This window comes from Treponema pectinovorum (assembly GCF_900497595.1).
GTDB classification, from domain to species: Bacteria; Spirochaetota; Spirochaetia; order Treponematales; family Treponemataceae; genus Treponema_D; species Treponema_D pectinovorum.
Genome location: NZ_UFQO01000003.1, coordinates 248,510 through 267,088, shown reverse-complemented (window position 1 = coordinate 267,088; position 18,579 = coordinate 248,510). Strand labels below are relative to the sequence as shown.

The following is an 18,579-nucleotide window of genomic DNA, read 5'->3' as shown; positions in this document are numbered from 1 at the left end:
AATGGCTATTCAGAAAAAACAAGTTCTTATAATCGATGCATCTCCTCTTTTTCGCGAATTTTTAAGGGAAAAACTTACGGAAGAAAATATTGATGTAGAAACTGCACAGGGGCACAGAGATGCTTTTATAAAGCTTTCTTCAAATTTGCCGGATTTAGTAATTTTGGATATTGAATCTTCAAGTTCTTTTATTCAAGACTTTTTAGAAAGAAAACTTTCAAATCCGAACACGGTGCACATTCCTATAATAATTTCTGGGCCTGCAATGGAAAAAAATTCCGTAGCAAACCTTGTAAAATATGGTGTTATAAAATATTTTTCTAAGCCAATAAAATTCGACATATTTTTTGAATCGATTGGAGCCGTTTTGCGCTCTTCGTTTTCGTTGGATACAACACCCTGCGTTTTAGAAATTCATCTCAACAAAAACATTATCTTTGTAGAAATTGCACAGGGTATGAATAGGGAGAAAATCGCTCTTCTCAAATACAAATTGTCAGAACTCATGGACAAAAATCGTCTCGACAGTCCTAAGATAATCATAATGATGACAGACCTTTCCCTAAGTTTTGTCGATGGTGCAAATTTGGAACTGCTGTTAGACAACATACTCGCAGATAGCAGGATTGAGCGCAAAAATGTAAAAGTCCTTTCGCTTGACGCTTTTGCAAAAGATTTAATCGATGGGCATCCAGAATACGAAGGAATTGAAGTTGTAACAGATTTAGCTCAAGTTTTAAATTCTGTAGTGGAAAGCGGAGCAACTTCGAGCATACAAGATTTGATTTCTGACCAAATTTTAACTCAAACCAGCGACAGTAACGAAGGCTCTGTAGAGATGAGATTTTTCTCGGATTCTGGAGTTCCAGATAACGAGGAAGAAGCAAATGCTTCTGTGTTTAACGTCGCCATAGTTGATGATGATGAAGTTGTAAGGCAACTTTTGCAGGCAGCGTTCAAAAACGTAAATGCAAATTGCGAGCTGTTTTCTAGTGGAACGGAATTTCTAAAAGCGGCAAATTCAAAAACTTACTCGCTTTTGATATTGGACATATTTATGCCAGGAATTTCTGGATATGATATTTTAAAAACTTTGAGATTTCATCAAATAAACACTCCAGTTTTAATATATTCACAGGTTATGCAACGAGAAGCGATAATTCAAGCACTAAACTTGGGAGCAAGAACCTATCTTATAAAACCTCAAAAGCCAGATGTAATAATCCGCAAGTCGCTGGAAATAATAAATGGCAGATAAGAGCGTATTGGACGAAGCAACAAGATACCTTGCTTCAACCCTTCACGAAATACGAACCCCTATCCAAACCATAATAGGAACGCTCGAGTTACTAAAAGAAACCAATCTGGACAAAGAACAACACGAATACATACGCCAAATTCAATTTAGCGCAGATGTTCTATTAGACCTTGCAAACAACATTTTAGACTTTTCTAAAATCCGCTCAAACGAATTCAAACTCGAATATTTACCCTTCAACATAACAGAACTTACAGAACAAGTTGTAGACCTAATAAGCATAGAAGCCTTTAACCGTGGGCTTGAAATAATAACCGATATAGATTTTTCGATTCCACCGATTGTTATAGGAGATCCTGTTAGAGTTCAGCAGATAATATTAAATCTCTTAAAAAATGCTGTAAAATTTACTCATAAAGGCTATATTCACGCAGAATTAAAAAACGAAAAGGCTCAACTACTTTTTAAAGTTACAGATACAGGAATAGGTATAACGGAAGAGCAAAAATCAAAACTTTTTACAAACTACTACCAAGGCGATATTTCCACCTATCGAAAATTTGGCGGAACAGGACTTGGACTTTCAATAAGCAAAAATCTCGTTACAGTGATGAAAGGAAAAATCGGCGTAGAACAAAATTCAGAAGGGGGAGCAATCTTTTGGTTTAAACTTCCGTTAAACGAAGCAGAAAACATAACGAATTTTTCCAAGGCCGAAAAACTTTCAATTCCTTGCCCACAAAAAATTCTGGTTGTCGATGACAATTCAATAGCAGCAAATTCTCTGCTCGCACATCTTAAACATTTAGGATTTTCAAACATAATTTCAACAAATTCTCCAACACAAGCAATAGACATATTGATAGAAGAAGAGCAGAAAGGCTCCCCATTTACGCTTGCCTTTATAGACATGATAATGCCTGTTATGGACGGATGGCGACTTGGAAACGAGATTCACAACAATCCAAAAATAAAAAATGCACCTTCGCTGTATCTTTTAGTACCAGAAGGACAGATGCGAAGCGAAGCAAAAATGAAGATGCTAGACTGGTTTAAAGGATATTTATATAAACCGTTTAAAAGACGCAGAGTTTTTGAACTTTTAAAAAATGCTTTTACCGATGGCACAGAAAATTTAGAAGAATTAGAGCTTGCAGACGAAGATGCAATAACTTCTTTAAAAGTCGTCGACGATTCTGAAGTTGCAAACGGAAAAAAGATTTTAATTGCGGAAGACCATCCAGTAAATCGAAAATTGCTTGAAACTTTTGTAAAAAAATTTGGTGCAGAAGTCTACCTTGCAGAAGACGGCCAGCAAGCAATAGATGTTATAAGAAAAAATCCCGACATCGATTTAATTTTTATGGACATACAGATGCCTGTAAAAAACGGAATTGAAGCGACAGAAGAAATCAGAAAATTTGGCTACGACGGAATAATAGTAGCCTGCACCGCAAACAATGACAAAAACGACTCTGATGCATATCAGCAGATAGGAATAAACGACATAATAGTAAAACCCTTTAAAAGCAAAACAATAAGAAGCGTTTTAGAAAATTGGGCAACAATAATGGAATTGCCTGCTTTAAAGGCAATAACAACCCTTCAACCTTCTACATCAGAATCGCTTAGCGCTTGGGACAAAGAAGATTTTTTGGACACAGTAGGAGGCGACAAAAAACTCGCAATAACCATAATTTCAACCTACATAAAACAGACTCAAGAAATTTTGGCAAAGGTAGACAGCGCGGTTGAAAGGGAAGATTTTATAGAATTAAGAAAAATAGGTCATGCACTTTCTGGCTCTTCTGCAACAGTAAGCGCAAAAAAACTTGCAGAATATTCAAGCCGCCTCAACAAAGCAGCAAAAGAAGGCGACAAAACCGCTTGCATCTTTAACATAAACGAATTTCAACACGAATTTTCGCAATTACAAAAACTTGTAAAAATATACATAGAAGAAAATCGAGATTCACAACAATGACACAAACATACATAAAAACAAATTTTCACACGCATTCAACCTTTTGCGACGGAAAAAACACGCTCGAAGAAAACGTTTTAAGCGCAATCGACAAGGGAATAAAAATATTGGGGTTTTCAAGCCACTCAACTTGGCCAGTTTGGATAGAATGCAATATGAAGCTCGAAGATTTTGAATCTTACTGCCAAAACATAAATTTCTTAAAATCAAAATATGAACAAAAGATAGACATAAGGCTAGGCTTTGAAGCCGACTACATAGAAACCGTCTGTCGTCCAGACTTTTTTGCATACAAAAAGTTTTCTCCAGATTTTTTAATAGGCTCGGTTCATTTTTTGTACAATGGCGAAAAAGACTTTTCAAAAATTCTCGCTGTAGATAACACTCCTCAAATCTTGATGGATTTTCTAAAAACCACATACAACAACGACGAAAAAAAACTCATTCACCATTATTTTGAGCAAGAACGCAAGATGCTTTCAACCTGTAATTTTTCAATAATCGGCCATGCGGATTTAATCAGAAAGTTCAACGATAAAATTCATTTTTTTGACGAAACAGCGGACTGGTACAAGCAGGAATTAAAAGAAACCGCAAAAGCTATAAGCAGTGCGGGCGTGATTTGCGAAGTCAACACAGGGGCAATCAGCAGAAACTGGCTAAAAACTCCCTACCCTTCGCAATATTTTTTGACCCTTCTCCACGAGCGAAATGTTCCAATAATGATAAACTCAGACGCACATCAGGCACAGCATTTGGATTTTGCCTTTGAAGAGGCGCTCGCATTAGTAAAAAAAGTTGGCTACAAAGAACTTGCATATCCAGAAAATAATTCGATAAAAACTTTTAAGATTTAAGAATTGGGCGGCTTTTTTTTCGGCAAGCCGTAAAAAATCACACTTTCCGTGGTTCCGCGCACCTGCGCTCCATTCTTGCTTCGCAAGAACGCGTTGCGCCACTCCAATTGTTGCCGCAAAATCTAAAAAAAATCCCCAAAAGTTTTACTGCAAATTTAAAATCTGCAACAACTCTTGGGGATTTTTTTTAAAGAGTTTAAACTATTTGTTTTGGCGCTCGTTCTGGCTCTGACAGTTTATGCACAAAAATGCATAAGGAATCGCTTCCAGTCTTTCTTGTGGAATATCTTTTTTGCACATAAGACATTTTCCGTAAGAACCTTGCTTTATCCTGTCTAAAGCGCTGTTAATCATATTCAATCGATTGGAATCCTGTGCTCCCAAAGATTCAAGAAGTCTTCCGTCTACAACGTCAGACGCAACATCTATTTCATCTCCAGATTCACCAGATTCTATAATCTTTTTATAATCTTCATTCTGCGCAGCAAGCGAAGCCAAAATAGTGCTTTTTTGTGTAAGCAACTGCTCTTTCATTTTTTCAATGAATGAATTATCCATTTGTCTACTCCCGTTGACAATATTTTTCATAAGTAGATAATAAGTATAGTTAAGAAACTGTAAAAAGGCAAACTTTTTTTGGAGGAAATGTGGCTAAAGAAGAAGCGATAGAAGTTGAAGGCGTTGTTAAAGAAGCGTTGCCAAACACTATGTTCAGAGTTGAATTAAAGAATGGCGGACATGTGATTATGGCTCATCTTTCTGGCAAAATGAGAAAACACTACATCAGGATAGTTCCAGGAGACAGCGTCAAAGTTGCTCTCTCCCCTTACGATTTAAACCGCGGACGAATAATTTTCCGCGAACGCTAAAACTAAAATCCTTTAGAACAAAACAGCCTGCTTGTATCGCAGGCTGTATTTTTTTATTTAGATTTTCCAACAAAGATTCCCCTAAGACTTTTTAAAATCCCAGACAATCCACTGACAATCCCTGCTATGCACAAAATCGGTCCAAAAGGAATTATTATCCAGCTCCACCTCAAAAAAAGCAGACTCACAAGGAAAATTCCTGCACTTTTAAAAAGTTCGCCAGCCCAGTCAAAACGGCTATAATTATTTTTTTTGTCATCGTTTTTGTAATAATATGTATTTTGATACTGCCAATTATTAGAAGAATTTTTTTGTGCTTGTTGCGCCCATTGCCAAAATGGATCTCCGTATTGAGAATAAGTTTCTTCGCCGGTGTTCCATGCGCTCTGCCTTTGACCATAATAGCTTTGAGAAGAGCCATAAGAATCGTATTGGCGACGCTTTGTTTCATCGCCCAAAACATCATAAGCAGAAGATATTTTTTTAAACATTTCTTCGGAATTTTTATCTCCCAAATTTCTGTCTGGATGATATTTCATTGCAAGTTTTCTATAAGCGTTTTTTATTTCTTCTTGAGTTGCAGTTTTAGAAGCTCCCAAAATTGAATATAAATCGTCCAATGTAATTTCCTTGTAAAATAGTTTACAGATAAAATAACCAAAAAGCCTTTGAGTTACAACAAAAAAATCTAAAGGTTTGTTAAGAATTTCCTTATTTTAAAAGAACCCAAGTTGCCCCGTTTCCGCCGTGTCTTCTGTCGTTATGTGCACTTGCACCCAAATGTTTGTTTTGTTCTATAAAAGTTTTTACCATTTGCCCTAAAACAGGATCAGAGCCGTTGCTGTGAATTCCTTTGCCGTGAACAATTTCTATTTTTTTGTACCCGCGCCTAAGGCAATCTTCTACAAAACTTTCCAGCCGTGCCCACGCTTCATCTCTTGTAAGACCATGCAAGTCGATTCTTGCGTCAGGTCGCATCTTTCTTAAATACTCTCGATTTTCCATCTTAGAAGCTTCTTGGCTTTCTGCATTTAATTTATCTTTGTCGACAGTTCCGTAACGGCGTAACCAAAGTTCCATCGGATTTATCGTCTTTTTTGAATCTTCTTCCATCTGTCCTTTTGCAGTTTGAGAATAAAGTCTATTTGCTTGGGCTTTTTCTTCGGCAGTTGGTGCGTTGGGCTTTTTATGGCTAACTTGCGAAGGTGCAGATTTTTTTTGAACAGAAGCTTTTTTTTGCTCGTTTGACCATTGCTCTAAAATATCACCAAAATCCATTTTATTCTCCTAATAAAACTAAAAAAACAATTTCAATTTTCTTATCTTATCTCGTAAATGGTATCTTTTAAAACCCATCCATTTACGTCTTTTGATTCAATGTAATAGTAATTTTCTGTTCGCTCCAAAATTTTTACCCTAAGACCACCATTTACATTTTGAAGCGCTTGGCTCGAAGCTTCTGGAACAGGGCTCACCACACCTCCAGAGAATATCGCATAAGACGGAAAAAATTGCGCAATTTTCCAAGTACAAAAAATTAAACTTGCAAAGAAAAAAATCAGAACAAAAAGCGCAATTCTCGTCTTTTTTAAAAGCAGAAAAATCGTAAATACAGCGATAAGAAAAATACATAAAAATACCAGAGCACAGACAAATGTTTTTGAAACTTCATCTGCGCCAATCGGAAGTTCAAGAGTTTTTTCAAAATTTATGCGATTTTCTCGTGCTTTAAAATTAAAAATACTCGTGCGTTCTAAGGAGCGAAGTTCACTCAATTTTTTGCAATCATCTTTTGACAAAAATCTGATTTTTTCATTGTGTTGTGTGTAATTATTCTTTTTAAATGCAGAAGGAAAAATCTTTTCGCCGTTAAGTGAAGTTTCGTTTTTTGACTGAAATATTTTTTTCTCGGTAAAAGACGAAGCTTTAGAAACCTGAACAACATATTGCGGAAGTCGAACCGTTTTTACCGCTCCATTGTACGAAGTTGCAACAGCTGTTATTTCTGGAAGGGAATAAGTTCCTTCGATTAAAGGCTTCCATGAAAACGTTGCAAGTTTTGCAGGCTCTGTCGAAAATTCTTTTTCTTGGGAAACACCGCGACTAACAGTATAGTGTTCAAGTTCTTTAAAAATTGAATTTTTAGGCAAGTTGCTGTTAAACGAAATCAACTGCACAAAATACTTCAGACTAACTGTAAAGATTATCTCTTGTCCGCATTTTGCATAAATAGTTTTAGCAGCTTCACCCGAAGCGGCTTGCAAAACTGAGCCGCTAAAATCAATAGTCAATTCTGGACTTATCAAGACAGGATTTTCAAAAACCATTGCGTCTTCAAACGGAAGATAGTAAGTTCTATTTTTTACAGAAACGATTAGTGGAGGAAGTTGAACAGATCCTGTTTCTTTAAAATTAAACCAAAGATGAATTGCAGTTCCTCTGTTGCCACTTTCATCCAAATATTCTTCTCGCTTAGAAGAAACAAGCTGCACTCCTTCTGGCAACCGCGGCAAATCCGTCTGAACAAAACTCGGTTGCGTATCAGGAATTCTTAAAGTGTAGCCATTTTCTTGCGCTGTAAAAAAATCTTTTGAGTCCTTTGTTACTACCAAAGATTTTATAAAAGATGGTGAAGGTTCTGCATAAAAAAGCTGATTTGCAAAAAATATGAATAAGACGCTCAATAATCCACGGATGAACTTTTTTTGTTTGATTGTAGTTTTTTCCATCGTTCAGTTTCCTCCTGTTGTATAAGATTGAACACAGCATCCGATAACGGAGTATCTTGGTTTAAACTCGCTTGAGACATCTGTTTTTCAACTTGTTGCGATTTCTTGCTTTCAACAATATGCTCTGTAAACTCCAAGTTGAGTTTTGCATCCGTATTGGAAAAATCTGCAACAATCGCCTTTTTAAAAAAATCTCTGGCATTTTTGTAATCACCCTTTGAATTTGCGATTATTCCCAAATTATAAAAAACAGCGCTTTTCAATTTTGAAGGCGCATTTGGAGAAACCTGCTCCAATCTTTCTAAAGCAGCGGTGTATTCATCTTGCATTATGTAAGTTGAAGCTAAATTATACGCACAGTAATCTTTTAAAGTTTCATCGTTTTTTTGCTCTGCCCAATTTAACGCGCGTAAAAAGCTCGCCGTTGCACTTTGATATTTTTTCTGATACCAACTAAATGTTCCTGAAAGCACGGTTGCCCTATCGGATTTGCAGGATATAAAAAACTGACAAGAACACAACAAAAGCACAAAACCGATATTTTTTGATTTTACGATTGAAGAAAGGTCAAATTCGCTTACAAAATAAGAAGCCAAAAAGAAGAGGATTGTCAAAAGTATAAAAAACTTGTGCCTTGGAACGCTTTGAACGTCGTAAGTTTCCCTTATCAGAGCGTTAGACGATAATTGAGAAAGCAAAACATGCGCTGAACCTTCAGAATCTGCGGCAAGATAACTTATTCCTGTAAAAGACGAACGTTTTTTTTCGGGAAAAGAAATCCGTTGTCCAGCCAATGCCGCCATATCTATCATTTTTTCTGCATTTAAAAAAGTTTTTACCTTCGTTTTTCCATCTCCAGAGATTATTTCCACTGGTTTTGAAGTTCCAAAACCAATCATCGTTACAGAATAACCAAATCGTGCGGCATCATCCAAAGCAGAGCGCAAAGAATTATCGGTTTCATCACCATCTGTAAAAACCCAAATGTGAGCCGCCTGACTTATATTTTTTGGAAATGAATTTATTCCGGCCCTAATTCCACTTCCTAAAGAAGAACCGACAGAACTCATAAGCGAAGGCGAAAGGCTTTCTATAATAGAATCAATGCCTGCCCTATCATCCGTAAGCGGAACTGCAATAATACCGTCGCCCTTTGCAAGAACCACGCTAACAGAGTTTCCTTCCATCCTTTCTAGCAAACTAAAAGCGTACTGTTTTTCTGCTTCAAGCCTTGAAATTCCACCCGGACAATCCTTTGCCATCATGCTGTAAGAAATATCAAAAACAAAGCAAACCGCATCGCCACTTTTTTGAACAGGAACGAGAGTTCTACCAAAAGAAATTCCTGCAAAAGCAAATATTATACTTACACACGCAAAAAGACGGAATAAAGTCCTTAAAACGAGTGCCTGCCTATAATTTTTATAAACATTTTTCCCAAACGAAGAATCTTTTAAATACATAACTCCAAAACTTTTGGAAACTTTTTTATAGCGAATTAGGATAAAAATGGTTATGGGAATAAGAAGAGCAAGCATCAAAAATGAATAAGGTCTTTGAACAGCAATCATCTTATAAAATCTCCTTTAAAATTATGCGCCTTATAATCCAGGAAACAGCAAAAAGAACAAAAGCAAATGCAAGAAAATACGGATATATCAGTTTTTTTGAAGATTTATAATAAAAAGTTTGAGAAACATTTTCGCGCTGACCCATTGCTGCAAGCGATTCTGCGAGTGCTTGAGTGGATTCAATTCCAAAATAGCGTCCGCCAGACGAATATGCAATTTTCTCCAACGGCGTGCTATCAAATTCGGACTCGTAATATCCTGAATGGACTTTTCCTGTCTGTGGGTCAACATATTCAATAGGAACAGCACCCTTTGTTCCAATTCCAAACGTGTACAAGGTTATATCATTTTGAATTGCAAGTTCTGTAGCCGTTTCAGGATGAATTGAGCCTGCATTGTTTTCGCCATCGGTTATCAAAACTATGCATTTTTTTGGTGCTTTTGACGAAACAAGATGATAAACCGCAGAACTTAAACCTATTCCGATTGCAGAACCTTCGCCGAGTTCTCCTATTACCAAAGAATCAAGACGCTGCAAAAAAAGTTTGTGGTCAACTGTAGGGCAAACAATAACAGCCGCCTCGCTTGCCATTGCAACAAGCCCAAAAGAAGCTCCAGTGTTATTCTTTACCAGAGTGTGAATTCCCTGTTTTGCCGCTTCAAGCCTCGTAAGCCCTGCAATATCGCGGGCAGCCATAGAAGGACTAGTATCTAAAACAAATAAAATATCAGCACCTTTTGAAGTATATATTTTCTCCTGATGATGAATTTCTGGTTCAGCAAAAGCAAATATCAAAGCGATATAAGCAAAAACTATGAACAGATTTGCAAAAAAATTGAGTATTCCACTGAATTTACTGCTCCAGGCAAAAGATTGTCCCTGCCAATCTGCAAACGTTAAAGGAAAAGCGGTTCGCTTAAAAATTTTAAAAAATCGAAGGATATAAAATATCGGAAGAACAAGCAAAAACAAAAATGCTACAGGGTTTTCAAAAGAAAGCATAATTTTTAATCCTCCAAAATACGAAAATTTGCACCGCAACCTTTGCAAACAAAAATGTTGAATAAACTTTTAATTTTGTTCAACGTTGAATACAGAAATCGCCGTTAAGGCTCTGTTTACCAAGAGTTTTCTTTCTCCTTCTGCCAAAACTGTTTCATAAATTGCAGATGGTTTTCTAAAAGAATCTATAGACCCCTTTGCAAAGCGTATATAATCGCAGCGATGTAAAATTTCTGTAAGTTCAAAAACAGCGTCTTCCTGTTTTTCAGATAAGGTTCCACAGAAAAAATCCTGAAATTTCTGAGAAAGTGAACTGCTCGTAATTACAGAAAATGAATTATCAAAACGAAGGCAAAGATAATTTTTAATTTCTTCATAAATGCTCTGACAAAAAAATTCATCATTCTCGCACTTTAGAAGTTTGATAAAACATTTTTCTGTCTTTTTAAACAATTTTTTAATTTTTCGCTTTTCCATCGCAAAAATAAAATATGAAAAGATGACAGGGAGTTTTATAAAAAAATAAAAAACTAATCCTGCAACAGTAAAAAAAACAAGGGCAAGAATGATGAGGATAAAACTCGTTCCCGGAATAACCATTGGGCTTTTAGAAGGACGCATCGAAGTTACGCCCATTTTTTTTGCAAGAGAATTTACATAAAACGGAGCGACATCTATAGAATAAGGCGCGCCAACTGACTTTTGATTTTTAGAAGAGTTGACCAACGCGGCAAGGTCAAAAGTTTTAAAATCTATATCTCCGCTTTTCCACGGAATAAATTTTATGGTAAGCGTGTATTCAAAACCTGAATGTTCAAGTACCACATTTTGAACGAGACAACTCTCTTCAAGTTCTCTAAAAACAGGCCAATTTGGCGAAAGTTTTAAGGTTGAAAGTTTTTGCCCCGCAATTCCATCGTTAAAAAGATCTGCATCTGTTTGAAAAATGTATTTTAATTCGCACTCATCGCCTACGTATGGATTTTTTGGAAGCAAAATCTGCATAGAAGAAAGCGAAGAATTTGTAGAAAATGAATTATCTGAGCCTTGAGAATAAGAAAATCCACACAAAAAAAATAAAGCGATAATAAGCAAAAGTTTAGAACAACAGGATTTTATCGTTTTCATCATTTGCTCCTGCTGTTAAAGAATCTGTTTAAAGCGAAAGCCGGGTCTTCTGAAGTTGAAATTTGCAATGGATAAACTCCGTGCGTTAAACAAAATTTTCTCCATTTTTCGACTCGATTTCGATTATCGTTAAACCAAAGCGTTTTAAAATCCGCAGAGGATGTTGGGAATCTGCTCAATTTTCCACTTTCCATCTCCACAAAAGAAACTGTTCCAACTTCTGGCAACTCGCTGTCCAAGGTATCTGTTATTCTTAAAGCGATTACATCGTTTTTTTGTGCAAGCCTTGCGAGAGATTCTTCCCATCCAGTTGTCCTAAAATCCGAAATTACAAAAACAAACGAGCGTTTTTTTAAAAGTTTGTATGCACCGTTTAAAGAAGCACAAAGTGCAGAACCTTTTTCCAAAGTTTGTTCTGTTTCTTCCAGATGTTTAAAAATCATCATTGCCTGTTCGCTACCAGTTTTTGCCCGTGCAGAAAACCTAATTTTTCCATCAAAAAAAACGGCGCCAATCGCAGAAAAATTGTAAAGACTTGCCAAAACTAAAAGGGCTGCCGCTTCGGACGCCGTTTGAATTTTTGTCCTTTTTGATAAACCTGAAAACATCGAGAAGGAGCGGTCTAGTACAAAGAAAACCTGCAATTCCTTGTCTTCTTCGTACCTGCGCACAAAAGGGCGTGCCATGCGAGCGGTAACATTCCAGTCTATAGAGCGAATATTGTCTCCAAAATTGTATTCGCGCACATCCATAAACTCTATTCCCTGCCCACGATAAAGCGACTTGAAGTTGCCGTTTTTAAGGCTATCCGCCAAAGTCTTTGCTGCAAGGTTTAAAAGAGAAGCTTTTTTTGCGAGTTGATTTTTGTTTTCGGTTAAAATCTTTGGCATAAAATTCACCAGATTTTACGGATTTTTAAGGCGTTGGAACAAAATCAAGAATCTGTAAAATGATGTCATCCGCAGTTACGGAATCTGCTGCTGCCTCGTAAGAAAGAACAAGGCGATGGCGAAGAACATCCAACGCACATTTTTTTACATCTTCTGGCAGAACAAAAGAGCGACCTTCAAACATTGCCCTAACTTTTGCACATTGCGCAAGCGCAATTCCAGAGCGCGGAGAAGCGCCAAAAGATATGTATTTTGCGATAGAACTTTTTAGACCTGTGTTCAAATTGCGCGTTACAGAAACGATATTCACAATGTATTCGATTATTTTGTCCGCACAAACAACCTTATCCAGCAAAGATTGAAGCTCTTTTATCTTTTGTGCGCTCAAAACTTTTTTTACTGCGATTGAGTCCGCTTTTCCAGCAGTTTTTACAATTTTTACTTCATCCTGCTGACTCGGATAATCAATCAGAATTTTTATCAAAAACCTGTCTAATTCCGCCTCTGGAAGATTGTAAGTTCCTTCCTGCTCAATAGGATTTTCTGTCGCCAAAACCAAAAATGGATTGGGGAGAGGATAAGTTTCGTCTCCGATTGTAACCTGTTTCTCTGCCATCGCTTCCAAAAGTGCAGACTGAACTTTGGCAGGCGCTCTGTTTATTTCGTCTGCAAGCACAAGATTTGTAAAAACAGGACCTTTTCTTACAGAAAATTTTCCGCTTTCATGCTCGTATATCAAAGTTCCGCTGACATCGGCAGGAAGCAAATCCGGCGTAAACTGAATTCTTTTAAAATCCATTCCAGCGATTTCTGCAAAGGTTTTTACAGCCAGCGTTTTTGCTAATCCTGGTACGCCTTCCAAAAGAACATGACCGCCTGTAATGAAAGCCGTCAAAATTCCATCTATAACGTGTGTTTGACCTATAAGACGCTTAGACGCTTCTTTGCGGCATTCTTCTACTATCTTTTTGCAATTTTCAAAAGATTCAATATCATGATTTTCATGATTTTCATGATTTTCATTTATGTAATTTTTATCCATTATAAACCCAAAAACTGCATATTTATGCAAGTCTTCTCATCGCTCTGATTGACTTACAACGCTGTAAAGCAGTAAGATACTTTACCATGTTGAACCCATTAGCACAAGAATTGAATGAAACTCTAAAAGGCACAACTCCAGGCGAGTTGCTTTCAGACTTAGGAAAGAGGATTTTCTTCCCAAGAGGCATTATTTCTCAAGGTGGAGAAGCAAAAAAAGCAGGTAAAGTTGCAAACGCTACCTTAGGAACCACAATCATAAAAGGCAAGCCCGCAATACTCGAAGCAGTGCATAAATATGCACCAGAACTTACCTCTGGCGAACTTGTTGGATACGCTCCAACGGCTGGCATTCCAAATTTGCGCGAATGTTGGAAAGAAGCAATGTTTAGAAAAAATCCTGGCTTAAGGGGAAAAAACATTTCAAATCCAATAGTTGTACCTGGATTAACAGCAGGAATTTCTTGCCTTGCAGATTTATTTATAGATGAAGATAAGCCTCTCCTCACCGCAGAGCCTTGTTGGGATAACTATGGTTTAATTGTAGAAACAAGAAGAAATTCTACGCTCCATCAGTTTAACCTTTTTGACGAAGGTGCCTTTGACCTTTTTTCATTAAAAAATGCAGTTGAAAAAGAGGCCGAAACTGGCTTTGTACGAATTCTGTTGAATTTTCCTCAAAATCCGAGCGGATATTCTCCTACAAATGCAGAAGCTGCGCAGATTGTAAAGATTATTAGAGATATTGCAGAAAACGGAGCAAGGGTTTTGGTTATAAGTGATGACGCATATTTTGGTTTAAACTACGAACACGACATTTATCCGCAATCTTTGTTTGCCGAATTTGCAAATCTTCACGAAAACATACTCGCAGTAAAAATTGACGGTCCTACAAAAGAAGATTTTGTGTGGGGATTTAGAGTTGGATTTTTAACCTTTGGCGGAAAATCGCTTAACGAAGAGCACTACGATGCCATAGAAAAAAAGGTGATGGGCTTGATTCGCTCTTCTGTAAGCTGCTCGTCTACACCAAGCCAAAGCATTGCTTTAAAAGCGTTTACAGATCCAAATATCGAAACTCAAAAAAGCAACTATCGAAAACTGCTTGAAAACCGCTATCTTGCTGTAAAGAAATTTTTGCAAACACACAAGAGCAAAAACTTAGAACCACTGCCTTTTAATTCCGGCTATTTTATGAGTTTTAGAACGAGAGTTGATGCAGAAGAGTTGAGAAAAAAATTGCTTGCAGAAAAGCAGATTGGAACAATCTCTCTCGATATTCAAACATTAAGGGTGGCGTTTTCCAGCTTAGACGAAGATATGATAGACACAGTTTATTCTGCAATCTTTGAATGTGCAGACCAGATGTAACCAGCTGAAAATTTAAATCATACTCTTAAAACACTCGCTAAAATTTAACAGCGGGTGTTTTTTATTCAACTGTAATTATTCACCTGTAAAATTGTAAAAAATTGTTTTCTTTATCATACGGGTGCAAAACCCAAACAAATACTGTATAATCCTAATCCTGATGAAAAAACTCGCTACCAGAATATCAATTTTACTTATAATTTTGCAAACATTGTTTATTTTTGGTTGCAAGCCTAATTCTTCTAAAACAAATTTTATAATTTGGACAGACCGCCCAGAGTTTGTTTCGTACACAGAACTTTTTAATTCGATGCAAGAAAAAACGAAGGCTATAGTTGTTTATAAAAAAAATCTAGCAAATTCTTTTCCTATTGCAAAAGATGAAGAAAAGCCGGATTTAGTTGTTGGCTCTTGGCTAAAAAATGAACGCATAAGAAAAAATTTTAGGGCGCTGGACAGCCTTTTAAGCAAAGACAAAGTTGACAGCAGTGCCATATATTCTTCGCTTTTTAAATACGGTCAACATTCGGGCAAGCAATTTTTATTGCCAGTCAGTTTTAATCTTCCGTTAGTTATATTCTCCACAAAAAACGAAAACTTAATTGAAAACAAATATACCTTAACTTTAGATGAGCTTAGAGATTTAGGGGCTCTGTTCAATTCTAAAAATTCAAGTGGTGTTTTTACAAAGATGGGATTTGCTCCTTCTTGGGATAAAGAGTTTGTTTACGAAGTTTCAAAAAAATATGGGCAGTGTTTTAAAGAAAAAGGAACGTCGTTTACTTGGGATAAAAATAAGCTTGATAGCGCTGTTGATTATGTAAAAAATTGGACTCTCACTAAAAACGATTCCACAACATCAGAACAGGATTTTCAGTTCAAATACCTTTACACTCCAAAATATCGACAAATTGCAGCAGAACGAACGCTTTTTGCTTATACGACGAGCGAAGATTTTTTTAATATTGCCTCCGAACAGTTGGGTGATATTGACTTTAGATGGTTAGAGATAAATAAAACTCTGCCAGCAACCGATGATATAGTATCTATGGCAATATATAAAAATGCAAAAAATTCTCGCAGAGCAGAAGATTTTATACTCTGGTTTTTCAAAGCAGAAAATCAAAAACTAATGCTTGAACGCGCAAAAAAAATGGACTTAGACACGGTTACCTTTGGAATTTCATCTGGATTTTCAAGCATTCAAAGCGTAACTGAATATATTTTCCCGTCTTACTATAGAAATCTACTCGGAAACTTGCCGTCTGCACAAAAAATATCTGCACCACAGTCTTTTCCTGCAAGATGGGATAACCTAAAAGAAAGAGTTATTTATCCATATTTTACAAATGCAACAAATACCGATACAACAAAAAGAAATCCAACAATGGAATCTTTACTAAATGCATGGTCAAAACAATTTGACTAACAGAGGAAAATATATGAAAGAAATTGCGGTTTCCCAAGATGAACTTGATAAACTTTTGAAAACATCTGAACCTTCTGCACCTTTAACAAAAAAAATCACAAACTTTTCGAGCGAGTTGTTTTTAAAAAAAATTGCACAAGATGAAACTCTGATAAAAAAACAGTTAAAAGAACTTAAAATAACTATTACTCAAGAAGAAGTTGACACGCTTTTTTAGATTTATAAGCAAAAACTAAACTTTTTTATCCATTTTCCGAAATTCTATAGTAGAGGGTTGGAAATATGGTTGATTCAATTTCTTTAAACGCATATTCATACGGTGGAATTGTAAGCGGAAGCAACAGTAAACTCTATGTTTCCGTAAATCCAAGTGCTGTAATTTATTCGCAGTTTGAACATATTTCTGGAGTTGCTTCTCACAGCACTGGTGCAGGCGTTTCTGTAAGCAAAATTCAAATTTTAAATTCGCTTATAAATCAACTTATAACAATGCGAAACGAACCAAAAGTAAATTTAAAAGACGACAACACTCTAAACGAAAGCCAGGTAGAAACCCTCATAAAAAACTATCAAGAACAAATCCAAAAAGAAATAGACAAAGCAAGCATTACAGGTTACGGACTTGCAGGCGTAGCTCCAGAAGCAGGCCAGATTTTAAGTTTTACGGCATAAGCGTAACAGGGCATACTTGGCTCTTAGCCCTGCTAGCAAAGGCGCATTTTGCGCCGGTATAATAACTTCCACTTACGCGTAACAGGGCATTTATGGATTTATAGCCCTGATTGTAGCGGCGCGAAGCGTTGGCGTTTTACGCCAATGCAGCGAAAGCGGAACCGCGAAAAGCAGGTTTTTGCTATAATCTTTTGCCTAAAAAAAAGCACATCGCTTTTGCACGATGCGCTCCTAATCCTTTATAAAAGATATTTTTTTACGACCAAATAATCCACAAAACTGTTGCAGAGGCTGCGGTTGTTAAAACTGTAAAAGTTCCGCCAATTTTTAGCCACTTTGAGAATGACATTGGATAACCTTCGTTTTTTAAGATTCCCATGGCAACTACGTTTGCACTTGCTCCAAAAGGAGTTAAATTTCCGCCAAGACATGAGCCTATCAAAAGAGCAAACGGGAACAAATCGCCTCCAAGACCAAAACTTGCGTTCATCTGCTGAGCAACTGGTAACATAACCATTATGTAAGGGACATTGTCTACAAAGCCCGAGATTATTATACTTACGAGTAAAATTGTAACAAAACCTAAGAGTTTACTTCCACCGCTGAATCTCACTAAAAGGTGCGAAAAATCACTCAAAAGCCCTACTCCGCTTATTGCACCGACGACTATAAATATTCCGATTAAAAAGAAAATTGTTTCCCAGTCGAGTTCTTTTATCAAGGTGCAAAGTTCGCTTTTATTTTTTTTCTGTAAAAACGCATACCAAACAAGGCCTATCAAGGCAAGTACAAAAACATAGATTCCAGAAGAATTATGCATAACCGCAGACGGAATTATTTTTTCGAGTGAGACTGAGGCAAACGAAAGAGCTGCAAGTCCAAAAATCATTGCAAGCATAAGGTACGCTGGAAAATACGAGATTACTTTTTCACCTTGAATTTCTGTCTTTTCTTTTATCTTTGAAAATATCACATAAAAAAATGCACAGCCAACCAAAAGCCCCGTCTGAATAACAAAAAAAATTGAAAGTTTTCCTTCATGCACAAAAAAGTCGTTAAAAGTATAGCCAGACGCTGCGGCAAAAATCATGCTTGGAGGGTCGCCTACAAGGGTCGCTGTCCCTTCCAAATTTGACATTACGGCAAGTCCTACCATAAACATCGTTGGATTTAATTTTAATTTTTTGCAAAGGCTCAAAGCGATTGGCGCCATTACCAAAACGGTTGCTACATTTTCTACAAAAATTGATATAAGTCCTGTCATTGCAAGTATTAAAACGATTGCAACTCCTGTTGATGGCGCAACGGATATAAGAGAATCTGCAATCTTTGCTGGAACTTTTGAATATAAAAAAAGAGAGGCAATTGTCATGGCACCCACATAAATCATTAAAACGTTCCAACTTATCAAATTTGTAAAAGCGTTGTAGATGACAAAAAACCTTGAACTTTCTTCTACACCGCCTGTACCAAAAATCGCTCCGGGGAAAATTAACCCCAATGCCAGACATAATAGAGCGGCAAAAGTTGTGAACCAAACTTTTTTATCTTGAAAAACAATAACAAGCGAGTACATCAATAACGCTATGCAAAGGACTATCCACTTAAGTTCCATACGTATTTTTACCTCGGAGTGAACTCTATCAAAAAAAAAAGAGGTGAGGAATACTTATTAAAAAAATTAACGGCTAATTTTGCTATATAATTGAACACTAATTGAACAGCGACTTTAAAAACACTATAATTCGTTTAACGATTTCTATAAGGAGATTTTGAA

General features: G+C 36.6%; 18 protein-coding genes. 8 read left to right on the top strand and 10 right to left on the bottom strand.

The features are described 5' to 3' along the window. Position 1: 1 nt before the first annotated feature. From FXX65_RS05845 to FXX65_RS05835, 3 genes are read left to right on the top strand one after another with little or no spacing between them, the layout of a single operon-like run. Entirely contained in the window at positions 2 to 1,258 is a 1,257-nt protein-coding gene (locus FXX65_RS05845) for a response regulator (RefSeq protein ID WP_147615485.1), read from the top strand. Then, positions 1,248 to 3,242 carry a hybrid sensor histidine kinase/response regulator gene (locus FXX65_RS05840; protein WP_147615484.1) on the top strand — a complete coding sequence of 665 codons (1,995 nt, stop codon included), beginning with the start codon at positions 1,248 to 1,250 and terminating at the stop codon, positions 3,240 to 3,242. The genes FXX65_RS05845 and FXX65_RS05840 overlap by 11 nt, the downstream gene beginning before the upstream one ends. Further along, positions 3,239 to 4,099, top strand: coding sequence for a histidinol-phosphatase (locus FXX65_RS05835; protein ID WP_147615483.1), 861 nt, complete (start codon positions 3,239 to 3,241; stop codon positions 4,097 to 4,099). Before FXX65_RS05840 ends, FXX65_RS05835 begins: the two co-directional genes overlap by 4 nt. A 201-nt stretch (positions 4,100 to 4,300) precedes the next feature. On the opposite strand, the gene FXX65_RS05830 is transcribed toward FXX65_RS05835, so the two are convergent. Further along, entirely contained in the window at positions 4,301 to 4,657 is a 357-nt protein-coding gene (locus FXX65_RS05830; protein ID WP_147612987.1) for a TraR/DksA family transcriptional regulator, read from the bottom strand. Between the two features lie 89 nt (positions 4,658 to 4,746). Here FXX65_RS05830 and infA point away from each other — a divergent pair, with 89 nt between their 5' ends. Beyond that, the gene (gene infA / locus FXX65_RS05825) at positions 4,747 to 4,968 is read left to right on the top strand and encodes a translation initiation factor IF-1 (RefSeq protein ID WP_147612988.1); all 222 of its coding nucleotides are present in this window, start codon (positions 4,747 to 4,749) and stop codon (positions 4,966 to 4,968) included. Between the two features lie 53 nt (positions 4,969 to 5,021). Here the strand turns inward: infA and FXX65_RS05820 are convergent, their stop codons facing one another. The 8 genes from FXX65_RS05820 to FXX65_RS05785 form a co-directional block, all read right to left on the bottom strand. Beyond that, positions 5,022 to 5,588 carry a J domain-containing protein gene (locus FXX65_RS05820; RefSeq protein WP_246104346.1) on the bottom strand — a complete coding sequence of 189 codons (567 nt, stop codon included), beginning with the start codon at positions 5,586 to 5,588 and terminating at the stop codon, positions 5,022 to 5,024. A 91-nt stretch (positions 5,589 to 5,679) separates the two neighbouring features. Beyond that, on the bottom strand, positions 5,680 to 6,246 hold the full coding sequence (locus FXX65_RS05815; protein WP_147615481.1) for a Smr/MutS family protein: 567 nt from the start codon (positions 6,244 to 6,246) through the stop codon (positions 5,680 to 5,682). A 41-nt stretch (positions 6,247 to 6,287) separates the two neighbouring features. Then, a complete protein-coding gene (locus FXX65_RS05810) occupies positions 6,288 to 7,697 on the bottom strand; it encodes a hypothetical protein (RefSeq protein ID WP_147615480.1) in 1,410 nt (469 codons plus the stop codon). Continuing rightward, complete coding sequence (locus FXX65_RS05805) at positions 7,649 to 9,268, bottom strand: VWA domain-containing protein (protein WP_147615479.1); 1,620 nt, start codon at positions 9,266 to 9,268, stop codon at positions 7,649 to 7,651. The genes FXX65_RS05810 and FXX65_RS05805 overlap by 49 nt, the downstream gene beginning before the upstream one ends. A 1-nt stretch (position 9,269) precedes the next feature. Next, positions 9,270 to 10,271: a VWA domain-containing protein gene (locus FXX65_RS05800; protein ID WP_147615478.1), complete on the bottom strand. Its 1,002-nt coding sequence runs from the start codon at positions 10,269 to 10,271 to the stop codon at positions 9,270 to 9,272. 69 nt (positions 10,272 to 10,340) lie between these two features. Further along, entirely contained in the window at positions 10,341 to 11,399 is a 1,059-nt protein-coding gene (locus tag FXX65_RS05795; RefSeq protein WP_147615477.1) for a hypothetical protein, read from the bottom strand. Beyond that, positions 11,399 to 12,289, bottom strand: a complete 891-nt coding sequence (locus tag FXX65_RS05790) for a DUF58 domain-containing protein (protein ID WP_147615476.1) — start codon at positions 12,287 to 12,289, stop codon at positions 11,399 to 11,401. The genes FXX65_RS05795 and FXX65_RS05790 overlap by 1 nt, the downstream gene beginning before the upstream one ends. A gap of 25 nt (positions 12,290 to 12,314) precedes the next feature. Further along, positions 12,315 to 13,331, bottom strand: coding sequence for an AAA family ATPase (locus FXX65_RS05785; RefSeq protein WP_147615475.1), 1,017 nt, complete (start codon positions 13,329 to 13,331; stop codon positions 12,315 to 12,317). 86 nt (positions 13,332 to 13,417) lie between these two features. Here FXX65_RS05785 and FXX65_RS05780 point away from each other — a divergent pair, with 86 nt between their 5' ends. The 4 genes from FXX65_RS05780 to FXX65_RS05765 all read left to right on the top strand — a co-directional run bounded on the left by FXX65_RS05780 (position 13,418) and on the right by FXX65_RS05765 (position 16,802). After that, the gene (locus FXX65_RS05780) at positions 13,418 to 14,701 is read left to right on the top strand and encodes an aminotransferase class I/II-fold pyridoxal phosphate-dependent enzyme (RefSeq protein WP_147615474.1); all 1,284 of its coding nucleotides are present in this window, start codon (positions 13,418 to 13,420) and stop codon (positions 14,699 to 14,701) included. A gap of 160 nt (positions 14,702 to 14,861) precedes the next feature. Then, positions 14,862 to 16,130 carry a hypothetical protein gene (locus FXX65_RS05775; RefSeq protein ID WP_147615473.1) on the top strand — a complete coding sequence of 423 codons (1,269 nt, stop codon included), beginning with the start codon at positions 14,862 to 14,864 and terminating at the stop codon, positions 16,128 to 16,130. A gap of 13 nt (positions 16,131 to 16,143) precedes the next feature. Continuing rightward, a complete protein-coding gene (locus tag FXX65_RS05770) occupies positions 16,144 to 16,347 on the top strand; it encodes a hypothetical protein (RefSeq protein WP_147615472.1) in 204 nt (67 codons plus the stop codon). Positions 16,348 to 16,412: 65 nt separating this feature from the next. Continuing rightward, a complete protein-coding gene (locus FXX65_RS05765; protein WP_147615471.1) occupies positions 16,413 to 16,802 on the top strand; it encodes a hypothetical protein in 390 nt (129 codons plus the stop codon). 256 nt (positions 16,803 to 17,058) lie between these two features. Here FXX65_RS05765 and FXX65_RS05760 read toward each other — a convergent pair whose 3' ends face one another. Further along, complete coding sequence (locus FXX65_RS05760; protein WP_147615470.1) at positions 17,059 to 18,417, bottom strand: ArsB/NhaD family transporter; 1,359 nt, start codon at positions 18,415 to 18,417, stop codon at positions 17,059 to 17,061. Positions 18,418 to 18,579 lie beyond the last annotated feature (162 nt).